Below are 13,913 nucleotides of genomic sequence, written 5' to 3'. Positions count from 1 at the left end.
GGTGATGTGATGATAAACTAGCCGTTTACATCCGGACGGAATCCCTGCCTACATGTGCATCCTAGCTTCCGTTCCGGCATCCGGCTTATAACTCGTTCTGCACGTATTCAGCAAACTGACGGATTGTCTCCTCGTTGCGCCGATAATACGTCCATTGTCCTCTTCGCTCGGAGAGCAGCAACCCTGCCTTGAGCATGGTCAGCAGATAACTGGAGATAACCGACTGAGCCAGTCCAGCCTTCACTTGAATCGTGCCAACACAGATTCCGTTCTTGCCACCATCCGGATGCTGAGATAGTTCCAGCGGTGGAAAGTGTTGCTCCGGGTTTTTGAGCCACAACAGGATTTGTCTACGTGTCTCGTTCGATAACGCTTTGAATATAAGTATAGGTTCCATGGGTACGATTATACCCCCTTTCATCCATTTTGCAAACACATGAACAAACAAACCGACTCATGATCGAGTCGGTCTGGTATCATATGGAATCCTATAGGGAAACAACATCTATATTAGAATTTGGTTGTAACCGTTTGTTTAACCTGATCCAACATGGCTTGATATGCGGGTGCATCCAGGTATCCAATACTTCCAAAGAGCAGATGATCTACGGCTTCAATGCCTACAAAATCGAAGATACCTACGTCTGAAGTTAATTTCAGTCCAGCAGTCATGCCAATTTGATCATAAATTTCACTTGGTGTACCATGTGTGTTGATGATGAGGCCTTTTTTGCCTGTCAGCAATTTCTCGATTCCCGCTTCACCTGCTGCATACGCAAAACCATAGGCGAATACACGGTCAACATATCCTTTGATAATGGCAGGAAGACCTGTCCACCAGATCGGATAGATGAATGTAATGGCTTCTGCATCTGTAACAAACTGTTGCTCTGTAGCGATATCCTGTGGTGTCTGTCCTGCACGCATAGAAGCTGTGTCAGCTTCAGTCAGTACGGGTTGGAATCCAAGCTTGTACAAGTCACGAACGACTACTTCATGGCCTTGAGCTTCGAGAGCTTCTACAGCAGTATTGAGGATTGCGTTATTCAAGCTGTCTGTGTGTGGGTGAGCATATACGATAAGATGTTTCATAGTGTGAATCCCTCCAGGTTTGGTTTGAGTTAGGTTGCGAAAATGGGTTACATTGATACGTTCCCGCATACATAGATATCTATGTATATGGGCAAAAAAATATTTTGGCTCCTCTGCCTCCACCCCAGTCAAATCTGGAAGGGTTGCAGACAGAAGAGTTCATTCATTATAACTTTCGGACAATAATGGACAGCAAGCTCTCCAATTGCTCCGACTGTTCATCGGACAGGCCACTATAGATGATGTCATTAATCTGCTCTGATACCTGATGGAAGATCGGTTCGAGTCGCTTCCCCTGTTCGGTTAGGCGAATCATCGTCACTCGGCTATCTTCGGCACTCTTGCTACGTTCAACATAGCCAAGCTTCTCAAGCTTGTTGACCAGTACCGTTACCGTTGGTTGCGTGCGTTGAACACGTTCAGCCAACATCTTGATCGACAGCGTCTCTTCCCGGTACAAGAACATTAATACATCCCCATGAGAAGGAACAATCCCTGTTACCTCATGCTGTTCCAATTCGTGTACAATCCGTTTGTTGACATGGTCCCTGATTCTTGCAATCAGTGCAATTGCGTTATATTTTGGCATGACCTCATTATACATAGACATCTATGTAATTTCAAGTTCTTTTTTATAAAAAAGAAAAACAGCCCTTTCCATCCTTCTAACATATGGAAAATATCGGGCTGTTCCGATACTACTTTGATCCTGATCTATAATGTTAGATCTTAGCTAATTGTTTTTGAATTCAAGTTGAATCCATGCTGAATTCAGTTAATCCATTGCGTGATTTTCTCAACGGATTGTCGGGACTTCTCACGTTGGGGCTCCTCTACCCGATAACCGAAGGCTGCCATCATAGAGACGCCCCATGCGCCATTTTCCAGCAAGCCCTCTTCTTCCATAATACGGTGGACGTCCTCACGGCTGAAACCTTCGATTGGACAAGAATCAATCTCGATCTGAGCTGCCGCCGTCATCATGTTGCCGAGTGCAATATACGTCTGTTTGGATGCCCAGTCAAATAATGATCGTGGATTATCCAGAATTTTCTGGTTATTTTGGAACTTTCCATAAGCCTCACTTGTTAGCTCAAATACGTTATTTGGCATTCCCTTTGTTTCCTTCAACATGTACTCCGCATAAGGAGAATTATAACTGGCATCTGATCGGGCCAAAATAACAACAAAATGGCTTGCTGTAGCCAATTGCTTTTGAGCGCCGGAAGAGACTTCGGACAGACGCTTACGCAGGTTTGGATTTTGTACAATCAGAAACTTCCACGGTTCAAGACCAATGGAACTTGGAGATAATCTGCCTGTTTCCAATATAAATTGGAAATCCTCATCCGAGATTTTGCGGGTATCATCAAATATCTTTGTTGCATGCCGGAAATGATAAGCTTTTAAGATGTCTTCCTTTGTCTTTGACTTTGCTGTAACTTCCATGAAACTCCACGTCCTTTTTATAGATTTTTTATGTTGAATCGTCAGTCTCTAGTTTTTGATTTACTTAAGTATTAGTTTAGAATCTATATCCGAAAATGAAAAGTACGCACATTATTGTTTCTCAGTTTCTAAAAGTAAGTATTGTATCCTAACAAGAAAAATAGCCGCTGCAGGACATAAATCTTCTCCTAGACGGCATAATCTCACACATGAAGTTTACAATTGATTCATCCATTCATTTTCAGAAATGACGGTATATCCTTCTTCTCTCAGCAATGCTGAGGTGACACCTTCTCCAGTTACCTTGTGATTGGCAAAATTCCCATCATAGATCATCTTTGTACCACAGGACGGACTAAACTCCTTCAGTACCACACACGATACATTCAATTTTTTGGCCCATTCGAGCGTCTGAAAGGCTCCCTTGATATACAGCTCTGTGACGTCCTTGCCACTTTTCTCGATCACTTTTGCTGTACCTGCCAGTACGTCCTTGCCCGTGCCACCGATAATTTCAGCCGGTTCCCGTGGAGTGGAGAATCCGCCAAGCAGCTCCGGACATACCATCTTAGCCTGCCCCTGCTCCACAAGCTCCTGAATCTTCTCATCCAGGCTCGCTGTTCCATTGTAACGGCAAGCTACCCCTGCCAGACATGAACTCACCAAATATTTCATCGTTATCTCCTTATACCCATTCCATCTATGAAGTAAATTGTAACATATAAGATCAGCCCTATAACTCGCCTCTGGTGATCATCTTGATCCGTCCATCTTCCCTGTATTCAACCTGAAAAACATCGGTGCTCGACTCCAGTTCAAATGTGACGACTCCCAATTGCTCAGCATTTCTGTGTAGTTTATAGGCGTCAAAATCAATGTTAAATATCTTCTTAACTATTGGCCCCACTTTTTCTCTAAGAAGAGACTCATCAATATTATATAATTTTTCATGATAAGCCTCCATCTCTTCGATGTTGCCTATTTCTTGTTGCTCATAATAATTAGCATCCCCTACGGTATAGCCCAAGCCCTCTTTTCCTTCGGTCATCTGCACAAAGTAGTTATCTTTAAAGGAAAAAAAGACTGTATCCTTGCCAAGTTCATCATCTTTACTTCGGCTTACTCTTACCAGATCAAGATTGGCTTTACCAGACAGAGCCTCAATCGCGTTTCTGGCATCCGTCAGCGCTGCCTGGGATACTTGATCAGGTCTAAGGTCGCCTGTGATCGAGACAGCCTTGTCCTGCTGCCATACAATCTCCCCATAACCATCGCCAGTCTCATTTTCTAACCATAATGTCGTATGTGATATCGGCTCCAATTCCCCTTGCTTCATACTCACAAAACGTTGGACTGATGCAGGTTTAAGCGTTGGAGTACTACCTATACTTTGCAAAAGCGATGGAACTTGACGCAAATAACGGTGCTCCAACTCGCTTGGCTGCATCTCACGTCTCATCTGTACTTCACGCAGATTTCCTGTTGTCGCATCGAGCCATATCTGCGCATACTCCTTCTCGCTTTCATTTCCAGCCTCTACATATATTCTGCCGGACACAGGCAAGTCTTCCACTTTCATAATCTTCAGCTGTTTACCCAGATCATCTCGCATCGTAGTCGCAACATTTCTTTTCATTTTGTCGGTTAGCAGATTCATGCTCAAACCATCGGATAACTGTAACGCTGCTGTCGGATAGACCTGCTCGATTACGGGTTTCACCAGCTGTCCATCATCCCAGATCCATAGGAACAATCCAGCAACAATAACTAACGCACCCGTGCCGGCAACAAGAGGTCCTCTTCTAGGGCGACGCTTGTGTGACACGTTGCCTACTTGCGGTCTAAACGGTCTGGATGACCTGGAACTGTCCTCTGGCCTATCTCCCTTGCTCCCCTCTTCCGACTTCTTCATCCACTCCACCTGTTGAAGCACCTTTCGCTTGTGATCCTCTGTAAAAGGAGACGACGCAAACGGTCCCTTCTGGATTTCCTTTTCCCATTGCTCATCCTTGTGTCTCATTTGCTTCGCTCCTCCCATTGTTTCCGTACCTTATCCTTACCTCGGGATAGTCTCGACTTTACTGTGCCTGAGCTGATTTTCAACATCTCAGCAATCTCACTCGTCGTAAGCTCATACTTCAGATTTAGCAAAAGAATCTCCCGGAACTTCTTCGGCAACGCCAGAACAATATCCCAGATTTCATGGATATGCTCCTTACGCATCACTTCCATCTCCGCCGAAGGATGTGAAGTTTTCTCATGGATCATTACTCGTTGTCCTGAATACTCCCGCTCTGTCTCTATAGGAAGTGTCTCTCCCCACAGACTGCTACGAAAAAATCTGGATTTCCGATATGTAAAAGTGGTGTTCCTAGTAATCGTCAACAGCCATGTTTTCAGTGAGCAATCTCCACGATAATGAGCAATCCCTGAGTACGCCCGAATAAATACCTCCTGTGACAATTCATCAGCCTGTTCGGCACTTTTGGTCAGAAAATAAGCGTAATTCCATACGTCATTTCCGTAGTCATTCATCATACTGCTAAGTGTGTAATTGTCTATGGTCTGAGCCTGTGCCAGTAATTGATCATCCAACTGTTGTTCACCTCACTTAATATGACTGAGTCTAGTGTGATTTGGTTCCCTGTTTTGGACATTACTTCTTATTATTGTAGCAAAATAAAAAAACAGCATGTTCAACATCGCTGAACACGCTGTTCCCTTCAAGATTGCTTAGTTAGAAATCTCTATCAGAAAGCTTTTAAACGAACGCTCCACTCCTCAGTTTCTTTCTGCCCTCTAGTCTAACGTATCATTTTCATCGTTATACTTTCACCGCAGCAATCATCAGAAACATCGGTCTCCGATTCTCGTCTCGCATGCCTGGAACCTGTTCAATCATCTCTGGTGATGGTTTGGATTCAGCCACCTTTTGAATAGCAAACCCTGCCTTAATCAGTTCATTGAGATGCGTTGCCAGTGTGCGATGGATTTTGACTACATCCTGATTCAGAAAGTTCGCCACACGTTTCCCTTCATCGTGGTAATCATCCACGGGCCAGTGTAGGATCTCACCTTCGGGTCCGTAATGCCAATCCTGCGCAGCGCGAGCGGTGAAGATGGGATGTTCCGAGGATAGTACAAATGTGCCCCCTTCAATGAGACAATCATTGATCTTAGCGTACACCGTGTCTAACCATTCAATATAATGCAAAGCCAGTGAACTGATCACAACGTCGAATTGTCCCGGTGCAAAATCAATATCTTCAATCGCCAGCTGCTTGTACTGGATCTGTGGATCGTCCGTCATTTCACGAGCACGCTGAAGCATATTTTCAGACAGATCTACACCAATCACTGAACTCGCTTTTTGTTCACGCGCATACCGGCAATGCCACCCAAAACCACATCCCAAATCCAGCACACGCTTGTCCTTCAAATCAGGCAAAAGAGTCTGCAGTTCATGCCACTCCCCCGCTGCATCCAGCCCTTGAACGGAACGAGCCATCTTACTGTAGTTATTGAAAAATTCAGCTTCATCGTATTTATTTTGTTTCATCAAGAGATTCCTCCCGCCTTATAAATATCCACCTACTCTACCACATAAACGATATTTAAACGCAAAAGTTGCCAAGAGAATTCAAGCCGTGTTATCATACAGAACGAACGTTCAGTATTATTTAATACAGAATGAACATTCAGTTTACTAACGGAGGTTAATATGAATACGAAATGGACGCATCCACTGGAAGGGCAATCTGTAGGTAAAGCTTTTATAAGTTACCTTGTGCCTTCCGTATTGGGGATGCTGGTAGTTGCTTTTAATTTTATTATCGACGGCATTATGGTTGGACACAAACTGGGCTCTACCGCGATGGCCGGGATCGGCATTGCCTCTCCTGTCTACACGCTTTTTGTTGCCATGTCACTGTGGATTGGTATGGGCGGGGCAACCTTGTACTCCAACGCGATGGGTAGAAAAGATATCACATCAGCCAAACAAATTTTCACCAAATCTATTATGCTCATTATGTTAGTTACGATAGCCATTGGATATACTGCATTTACGTTCAAAGACAAGCTGGTATACTCCCTCGGTGCTAACGCCGAGACCTTCCCGTTTGCTTCGGACTATATGAATATCATGTTATTGTTCGGGTTTGTTTTCACCATTGAGAATGCACTCTCTGTCTTTGTACGAAACGATGGGAACCCCAACACGTCCATGTACGCTCAAATTACGTTTGCTGTAGCCAATATCATCATCAATTATATAACATTGTATGTACTCGAATGGGCTGTACGCGGTGTGGCCCTCGGTACAATTGTATCGGCGTCTCTTGCGCTACTTGTCCTGTTCACTCATTTTTTCAAAAAAACAAATAATCTCACGTTCACCCGGTTCAAATGGAACAACAAACTGCTGGCTTCCCTTCTACTCATTGGTTTCCCCAGCTTTCTGGCTGAACTTGGCATGTCGGTCTTCTCTGTCTCCCATAACATCTCGATGGACCGCATTGCGGGCACGGATGGTGTAGCATCCTTTACCGTGTTGAACTATATTCATGGTGTTGTATTGTTGGCTTTCCTGGGTTTGGCATCCGCTGCCCAACCTCTGATTAGCTATTATCACGGTGGGAAAAAGATTAAACGGGTACAACAAACGATACGTTTAGCCACCAAAACGGCTCTGGCATGCGGTCTACTATTATTACTTGTTGTTCAAATCGGTGCACCTTATTTCGTGCAAATCTTTGGAAACTTCAGCAGCGACGTAACGGATAATGCCGTATACGGATTACGCACATTTACATTTGCCTATGTATTCATGGGTGTTAACTTTGTCATGAGCACCTACTTCCAATCTGTAGGTAATGCCAAAATGGCCATCTGGATTACAGCTGCGCGTGAAATGATTATCATGATAGCATTGATTGCGATTCTGCCTTCATTCTTTGGTGTCACGGGTGTATGGCTTGCCGTACCGCTGTCCGAAATGCTGGTTCTTGCAACCATAGCCCTGTACTATAGAAAACGATCCCTTACGGATCGAATAAACGCGTTGCGTCCTGAGTAACGGTAGTAACCAGATAATTACGGCAACAGATAGCAGATAAATGGAACGTAGATAGAATGTAGGTAGACCTCATAAATAATCTAATAAACAAATTAATAAAGCCCTGCACGATCAATATAGATCGGTCAGGGCTTTGTTTTATCCTACATTAGATGTAAGCAACTAGATACGTATATCAAATCGGCCATTACTATCTGTTGTTGCATTAGCAATTTCCTTTGGGGTAGCTACACCCTTTCCATTGGATGGAGGTTGGGCAGGTGGCGCCTCCTTAGCAACTGTTGTACCGGCTCCTTGAGAGCTTTGCTGTGCAATCTGTGCCTCAATCTGTTTGATCTGTTGTTCAAGCTGTTTGGTCTTTGTATCCTTCGTCTTCTCATCGTCCTTGCTGGATTGTACTTTCTCCAGTTGAGCCTCAAGCTTCGACTTTTGTTTCTCCAAGCTACTTGAATTGTCGGAGCTCGAAGATGTCGATATGTATGATGTTGTGGAGCTGGCTGTAGAAGATATATTCATTATGGTTCTCCTCCTCTTTACTTGGCTTCACTATACCCTATTCCATTGAAACGTACGTTAAATTAAACTGAAAGGTTGCTGAAGGAGCTAAGAAACAGAAGTTGATTATTTTTATTGGAAGTATGTATATCAGCATTAATCCGTAGTCCAATTATTAATACTGAGAGTCTTCATATAAATGATTATATTGATGCTGTCTTATCTATATAGTTAGTTTGTTTCTCGGCAGAAAAATAGTAACAAAAAAAGACACACTCGATATCATCAAGTGTGTCTTCCTTATTGCTTGGCGGCGTCCTACTCTCCCAGGACCCTGCGGTCCAAGTACCATCGGCGCTAGAGGGCTTAACGGTCGTGTTCGGGATGGGTACGTGTGGAACCCCTCCGCCATCGCCACCAAACGCGTAGCTTACATTTCAGAGTGTTGTTCTCTGAAAACTAGATTCGAAACGAAACACGCGAATTACAACTTGCTATTGGATAAGCCCTCGACCGATTAGTACTGGTCAGCTCCATGCATTGCTGCACTTCCACCCCCAGCCTATCTACCTCGTCGTCTTCAAGGGGTCTTACATACTGGGAAATCTCATCTTGAGGGGGGCTTCACGCTTAGATGCTTTCAGCGTTTATCCCGTCCGTACATAGCTACCCAGCGGTGCTCCTGGCGGAACAACTGGTACACCAGCGGTACGTCCATCCCGGTCCTCTCGTACTAAGGACAGCTCCTCTCAAATTTCCTACGCCCACGACAGATAGGGACCGAACTGTCTCACGACGTTCTGAACCCAGCTCGCGTACCGCTTTAATGGGCGAACAGCCCAACCCTTGGGACCTACTTCAGCCCCAGGATGCGATGAGCCGACATCGAGGTGCCAAACCTCCCCGTCGATGTGGACTCTTGGGGGAGATAAGCCTGTTATCCCCAGGGTAGCTTTTATCCGTTGAGCGATGGCCCTTCCATGCGGTACCACCGGATCACTAAGCCCGACTTTCGTCCCTGCTCGACTTGTAGGTCTCGCAGTCAAGCTCCCTTATGCCTTTGCACTCTTCGAATGATTTCCAACCATTCTGAGGGAACCTTTGGGCGCCTCCGTTACTCTTTAGGAGGCGACCGCCCCAGTCAAACTGCCCACCTGACACTGTCCCCGCACCGGATTACGGTACCAGGTTAGAACCTAGATACGATCAGGGTGGTATCCCAACGTTGCCTCCACAGAAGCTTGCGCTCCTGCTTCAAAGGCTCCCACCTATCCTGTACAGATCGTACCCAAATTCAATATCAAGCTGCAGTAAAGCTCCATGGGGTCTTTCCGTCTTGTCGCGGGTAACCTGCATCTTCACAGGTATTAAAATTTCACCGGATCTCTCGTTGAGACAGCGCCCAAGTCGTTACGCCATTCGTGCGGGTCAGAATTTACCTGACAAGGAATTTCGCTACCTTAGGACCGTTATAGTTACGGCCGCCGTTTACTGGGGCTTCGGTTCACAGCTTCGGGATTACTCCCTAACCACTCCCCTTAACCTTCCAGCACCGGGCAGGCGTCAGCCCGTATACTTCGCCTTACGGCTTCGCACAGACCTGTGTTTTTGCTAAACAGTCGCTTGGGCCTTTTCACTGCGGCCCCCTCGTGCTATTCACACTACCGGGGCACCCCTTCTCCCGAAGTTACGGGGTCATTTTGCCGAGTTCCTTAACGAGAGTTCTTCCGCGCGCCTTAGAATACTCTTCTCGCCTACCTGTGTCGGTTTGCGGTACGGGCACCTTCACCTGGCTAGAGGCTTTTCTTGGCAGTGTGAGATCATGACCTTCGCTACTATAATTTTCGCTCCCCATCACAGCTCAGCCTTACAATGTGCGGATTTGCCTACACATCAGCCTTACTGCTTAGACGGACATCCATCAGTCCGCGTCACTACCCTACTGCGTCCCCCCATTGCTCATAACGGCTTACGGTGGTACAGGAATTTCGACCTGTTGTCCTTCGACTACGCCTTTCGGCCTCGCCTTAGGTCCCGACTTACCCTGAGCGGACGAGCCTTCCTCAGGAACCCTTAGGCTTTCGGCGGATCAGATTCTCACTGATCTTTTCGTTACTCATACCGGCATTCTCACTTGTATAATGTCCAGCGCTCCTTACGGTACACCTTCAACCCTTATACAACGCTCCCCTACCCCTGATGCAAAGCATCAAGCCATAGCTTCGGTGGTGTGTTTAGCCCCGTTACATTTTCGGCGCAGAGTCACTCGACCAGTGAGCTATTACGCACTCTTTCAATGGTGGCTGCTTCTAAGCCAACATCCTGGTTGTCTGTGCAACTCCACATCCTTTCCCACTTAACACACACTTGGGGACCTTAGCTGATGGTCTGGGCTGTTTCCCTTTTGACAATGGATCTTAGCACTCACTGTCTGACTCCCGGAAGTAAGTCTATGGCATTCGGAGTTTGACTGAGCTTGGTAACCCTTGCGGGCCCCGCACCCAATCAGTGCTCTACCTCCACGACTCTGTTTTCCGAGGCTAGCCCTAAAGCTATTTCGGGGAGAACCAGCTATCTCCGAGTTCGATTGGAATTTCTCCGCTACCCCCACCTCATCCCCGCATTTTTCAACATGCGTGGGTTCGGGCCTCCAGTGCGTGTTACCGCACCTTCACCCTGGACAGGGGTAGATCACCCGGTTTCGGGTCTACGTCCACGTACTAATTCGCCCTATTCAGACTCGCTTTCGCTGCGGCTCCGGCTCTTCACCTTAACCTTGCACGGGAACGTAACTCGCCGGTTCATTCTACAAAAGGCACGCCATCACCCCTAAAACGGGCTCTGACTTTTTGTAAGCACACGGTTTCAGGTTCTATTTCACTCCCCTTCCGGGGTGCTTTTCACCTTTCCCTCACGGTACTGCTTCACTATCGGTCGCTAGGAAGTATTTAGCCTTGGCAGATGGTCCTGCCGGATTCATACGGGGTTTCACGTGCCCCGCACTACTCGGGATCCGTCTCGGAGGGAACAGACTTTCAACTACAGGGCTTTTACCTTCTTTGGCGGGCCTTTCCAGACCTCTTCGCTTAACCGGTTCCTTTGTAACTCCATGTGAGACGTCCCACAACCCCAAAGAGCAAGCTCTCTGGTTTGGGCTTCTCCGCGTTCGCTCGCCGCTACTGACGGAATCACTATTGTTTTCTCTTCCTCAGGGTACTTAGATGTTTCAGTTCCCCTGGTATGCCTCTACATAACCTATGTATTCAGTTATGAGTAACTGGAAATTACCCCAGCTGGGTTTCCCCATTCGGACACCCCCGGATCAAAGCTTGCTTACAGCTCCCCGAGGCAGTTTCGTTGTTCGCCACGTCCTTCATCGGCTCCTAGCGCCTAGGCATCCTCCGTGTGCTCTTAGTAGCTTAACCTCGTGCTCCGGTTTCGACTGCTCGCTTCCCTTGTTTTGCTTGCGCAAAGCCAAAAGTCGCTCCCATTCGATACCATCGTACGTGCAATCTACCTTATAAAAACACTTCACTTGTTTACACAAGATCAGCTTAAAGGAATGTTCTAATTCGCGTTTGTTTCGTTTCGATATCTAGTTTTCAAAGAACAAGCTCCATGCAAAAGCAAGCTGTTTGAGAGTTTGAGCTCTCAAAACTGAGCAACGAGTGAGTAGTTTGTGCAGCTAAGCTGCGTATTTGAATGTTTCCGTTGCAGGAAACGATTCTCCATAGAAAGGAGGTGATCCAGCCGCACCTTCCGATACGGCTACCTTGTTACGACTTCACCCCAATCATCTATCCCACCTTCGGCGGCTGGCTCCTTGCGGTTACCCCACCGACTTCGGGTGTTATAAACTCTCGTGGTGTGACGGGCGGTGTGTACAAGACCCGGGAACGTATTCACCGCGGCATGCTGATCCGCGATTACTAGCAATTCCGACTTCATGCAGGCGAGTTGCAGCCTGCAATCCGAACTGAGACCGGCTTTGTTGGGATTGGCTCCATCTCGCGATTTCGCAGCCCGTTGTACCGGCCATTGTAGTACGTGTGTAGCCCAGGTCATAAGGGGCATGATGATTTGACGTCATCCCCACCTTCCTCCGGTTTGTCACCGGCAGTCTATCTAGAGTGCCCACCCGAAGTGCTGGCAACTAAATATAAGGGTTGCGCTCGTTGCGGGACTTAACCCAACATCTCACGACACGAGCTGACGACAACCATGCACCACCTGTCTTGAATGTTCCGAAGAAAAGGTACATCTCTGTACCGGTCATTCAGATGTCAAGACCTGGTAAGGTTCTTCGCGTTGCTTCGAATTAAACCACATACTCCACTGCTTGTGCGGGTCCCCGTCAATTCCTTTGAGTTTCAGTCTTGCGACCGTACTCCCCAGGCGGAGTGCTTAATGTGTTAACTTCGGCACCAAGGGTATCGAAACCCCTAACACCTAGCACTCATCGTTTACGGCGTGGACTACCAGGGTATCTAATCCTGTTTGCTCCCCACGCTTTCGCGCCTCAGCGTCAGTTACAGCCCAGAGAGTCGCCTTCGCCACTGGTGTTCCTCCACATATCTACGCATTTCACCGCTACACGTGGAATTCCACTCTCCTCTTCTGCACTCAAGTCACCCAGTTTCCAGTGCGATCCGGGGTTGAGCCCCGGGATTAAACACCAGACTTAAATGACCGCCTGCGCGCGCTTTACGCCCAATAATTCCGGACAACGCTTGCCCCCTACGTATTACCGCGGCTGCTGGCACGTAGTTAGCCGGGGCTTTCTTCTCAGGTACCGTCACCTTGAGAGCAGTTACTCTCCCAAGCGTTCTTCCCTGGCAACAGAGCTTTACGATCCGAAAACCTTCATCACTCACGCGGCATTGCTCCGTCAGGCTTTCGCCCATTGCGGAAGATTCCCTACTGCTGCCTCCCGTAGGAGTCTGGGCCGTGTCTCAGTCCCAGTGTGGCCGATCACCCTCTCAGGTCGGCTACGCATCGTCGCCTTGGTGAGCCGTTACCCCACCAACTAGCTAATGCGCCGCAGGCCCATCCCCAAGTGACAGATTGCTCCGTCTTTCCAGTTTCCTTCAGGCGAAGAAAACAACTATTCGGTATTAGCTACCGTTTCCGGTAGTTGTCCCAAACTTGAGGGCAGGTTGCCTACGTGTTACTCACCCGTCCGCCGCTAACCATCAGAGAAGCAAGCTTCTCTTCAAGTCCGCTCGACTTGCATGTATTAGGCATGCCGCCAGCGTTCGTCCTGAGCCAGGATCAAACTCTCCAATAAAGTATTGAAAAGAGCGATAAGCTCATTTTGAATCTGACGAGATTAAAAATCTCATTTGTGCTTCAGCCGATTCAAGCCAAGGCTTGTCTCAAACTTTCGCGTTCATTCTGCAAGCAGAATGTTTACTCACTCGTTGTTCAGTTTTCAAAGATCAAACTTATTTCGTTGCCGAATGTCGTTCTCTTCAGCAACTCTTATATAATATCATGTCCGAACCGACTTTGCAAGCTCTTTTTTTAAGTTTCTTTCGAAGCTTATTTCATTCGCTTGCCGCACCGTGTATCTTGTGTTTTTTTGGGCCGGAAATAGAATATACCATGCGACACACACACTTGTAAAGAGTTAATTTCAAAACATATCAAATCCACAATCTAACCATATTAAGGGCCATGAATCTACATTGAACTCCTAGGTTCAATTCTATTATCCTACAGCTTGATCTTCTTTATTTAATCTGTCTTTCTTCTATATATAAGAAGGTAGCCCTCTCAACTCTTATATTCGAGACGAAAG

At 46.8% G+C, this 13,913-nt stretch carries 10 protein-coding genes and 3 rRNA genes; 1 reads left to right on the top strand and 12 read right to left on the bottom strand.

Translation table 11 applies throughout. The features are described from left to right. Positions 1-85: 85 nt before the first annotated feature. The 8 genes from NZ043_RS12575 to NZ043_RS12540 all read right to left on the bottom strand — a co-directional run bounded on the left by NZ043_RS12575 (position 86) and on the right by NZ043_RS12540 (position 6,100). Positions 86-397 carry a metalloregulator ArsR/SmtB family transcription factor gene (locus NZ043_RS12575; RefSeq protein ID WP_036668255.1) on the bottom strand — a complete coding sequence of 104 codons (312 nt, stop codon included), beginning with the start codon at positions 395-397 and terminating at the stop codon, positions 86-88. A 113-nt stretch (positions 398-510) separates the two neighbouring features. Next, positions 511-1,092, bottom strand: a complete 582-nt coding sequence (locus NZ043_RS12570; RefSeq protein WP_339312026.1) for an NAD(P)H-dependent oxidoreductase — start codon at positions 1,090-1,092, stop codon at positions 511-513. Between the two features lie 166 nt (positions 1,093-1,258). After that, positions 1,259-1,681 carry a MarR family transcriptional regulator gene (locus tag NZ043_RS12565; RefSeq protein WP_091018819.1) on the bottom strand — a complete coding sequence of 141 codons (423 nt, stop codon included), beginning with the start codon at positions 1,679-1,681 and terminating at the stop codon, positions 1,259-1,261. Between the two features lie 182 nt (positions 1,682-1,863). After that, positions 1,864-2,541, bottom strand: coding sequence for an NAD(P)H-dependent oxidoreductase (locus tag NZ043_RS12560; RefSeq protein WP_249913872.1), 678 nt, complete (start codon positions 2,539-2,541; stop codon positions 1,864-1,866). Positions 2,542-2,757: 216 nt separating this feature from the next. After that, the gene (locus NZ043_RS12555) at positions 2,758-3,216 is read right to left on the bottom strand and encodes a DUF523 domain-containing protein (RefSeq protein ID WP_339312024.1); all 459 of its coding nucleotides are present in this window, start codon (positions 3,214-3,216) and stop codon (positions 2,758-2,760) included. A 58-nt stretch (positions 3,217-3,274) separates the two neighbouring features. Next, the gene (locus NZ043_RS12550) at positions 3,275-4,561 is read right to left on the bottom strand and encodes a hypothetical protein (protein ID WP_339312023.1); all 1,287 of its coding nucleotides are present in this window, start codon (positions 4,559-4,561) and stop codon (positions 3,275-3,277) included. Then, positions 4,558-5,136: an RNA polymerase sigma factor gene (locus NZ043_RS12545; protein WP_339312021.1), complete on the bottom strand. Its 579-nt coding sequence runs from the start codon at positions 5,134-5,136 to the stop codon at positions 4,558-4,560. Before NZ043_RS12545 ends, NZ043_RS12550 begins: the two co-directional genes overlap by 4 nt. Before the next feature lie 229 nt (positions 5,137-5,365). After that, the gene (locus NZ043_RS12540; RefSeq protein ID WP_339312019.1) at positions 5,366-6,100 is read right to left on the bottom strand and encodes a class I SAM-dependent methyltransferase; all 735 of its coding nucleotides are present in this window, start codon (positions 6,098-6,100) and stop codon (positions 5,366-5,368) included. Positions 6,101-6,262: 162 nt separating this feature from the next. On the opposite strand from NZ043_RS12540, the gene NZ043_RS12535 reads away from it, so the two are divergent. Then, the gene (locus NZ043_RS12535) at positions 6,263-7,618 is read left to right on the top strand and encodes an MATE family efflux transporter (RefSeq protein ID WP_339312017.1); all 1,356 of its coding nucleotides are present in this window, start codon (positions 6,263-6,265) and stop codon (positions 7,616-7,618) included. 162 nt (positions 7,619-7,780) lie between these two features. Here the strand turns inward: NZ043_RS12535 and NZ043_RS12530 are convergent, their stop codons facing one another. The 4 genes from NZ043_RS12530 to NZ043_RS12515 form a co-directional block, all read right to left on the bottom strand. Continuing rightward, positions 7,781-8,134 (bottom strand): FlxA-like family protein, encoded by a 354-nt coding sequence (locus NZ043_RS12530; protein ID WP_091038950.1) that lies wholly within the window; start codon positions 8,132-8,134, stop codon positions 7,781-7,783. A 284-nt stretch (positions 8,135-8,418) separates the two neighbouring features. Next, a 5S ribosomal RNA gene (gene rrf, locus NZ043_RS12525) occupies positions 8,419-8,535 on the bottom strand. Positions 8,536-8,610: 75 nt separating this feature from the next. After that, positions 8,611-11,538: ribosomal RNA gene (locus NZ043_RS12520) — 23S ribosomal RNA — on the bottom strand. A gap of 309 nt (positions 11,539-11,847) precedes the next feature. After that, positions 11,848-13,400 (bottom strand): 16S ribosomal RNA (locus NZ043_RS12515). The 16S, 23S and 5S rRNA genes sit together here, the layout of an rRNA operon. Between the last annotated feature and the right edge of the window lie 513 nt (positions 13,401-13,913).

Origin of the sequence: Paenibacillus sp. FSL k6-2145 (assembly GCF_037976585.1) — a bacterium.
GTDB lineage: Bacteria > Bacillota > Bacilli > Paenibacillales > Paenibacillaceae > Paenibacillus.
Note: the sequence above shows the minus strand (reverse complement) of the source record. Positions and strands in the feature narration are given on the sequence as shown.

Coding starts and splice junctions, on each gene's coding strand:
- NZ043_RS12575 (WP_036668255.1), bottom strand. CDS start 397: ATGGAACCTATACTTATATTCAAAGCGTTATCGAACGAGACACGTAGA.
- NZ043_RS12570 (WP_339312026.1), bottom strand. CDS start 1,092: ATGAAACATCTTATCGTATATGCTCACCCACACACAGACAGCTTGAAT.
- NZ043_RS12565 (WP_091018819.1), bottom strand. CDS start 1,681: ATGCCAAAATATAACGCAATTGCACTGATTGCAAGAATCAGGGACCAT.
- NZ043_RS12560 (WP_249913872.1), bottom strand. CDS start 2,541: ATGGAAGTTACAGCAAAGTCAAAGACAAAGGAAGACATCTTAAAAGCT.
- NZ043_RS12555 (WP_339312024.1), bottom strand. CDS start 3,216: ATGAAATATTTGGTGAGTTCATGTCTGGCAGGGGTAGCTTGCCGTTAC.
- NZ043_RS12550 (WP_339312023.1), bottom strand. CDS start 4,561: ATGAGACACAAGGATGAGCAATGGGAAAAGGAAATCCAGAAGGGACCG.
- NZ043_RS12540 (WP_339312019.1), bottom strand. CDS start 6,100: ATGAAACAAAATAAATACGATGAAGCTGAATTTTTCAATAACTACAGT.
- NZ043_RS12535 (WP_339312017.1), top strand. CDS start 6,263: ATGAATACGAAATGGACGCATCCACTGGAAGGGCAATCTGTAGGTAAA.
- NZ043_RS12530 (WP_091038950.1), bottom strand. CDS start 8,134: ATGAATATATCTTCTACAGCCAGCTCCACAACATCATACATATCGACA.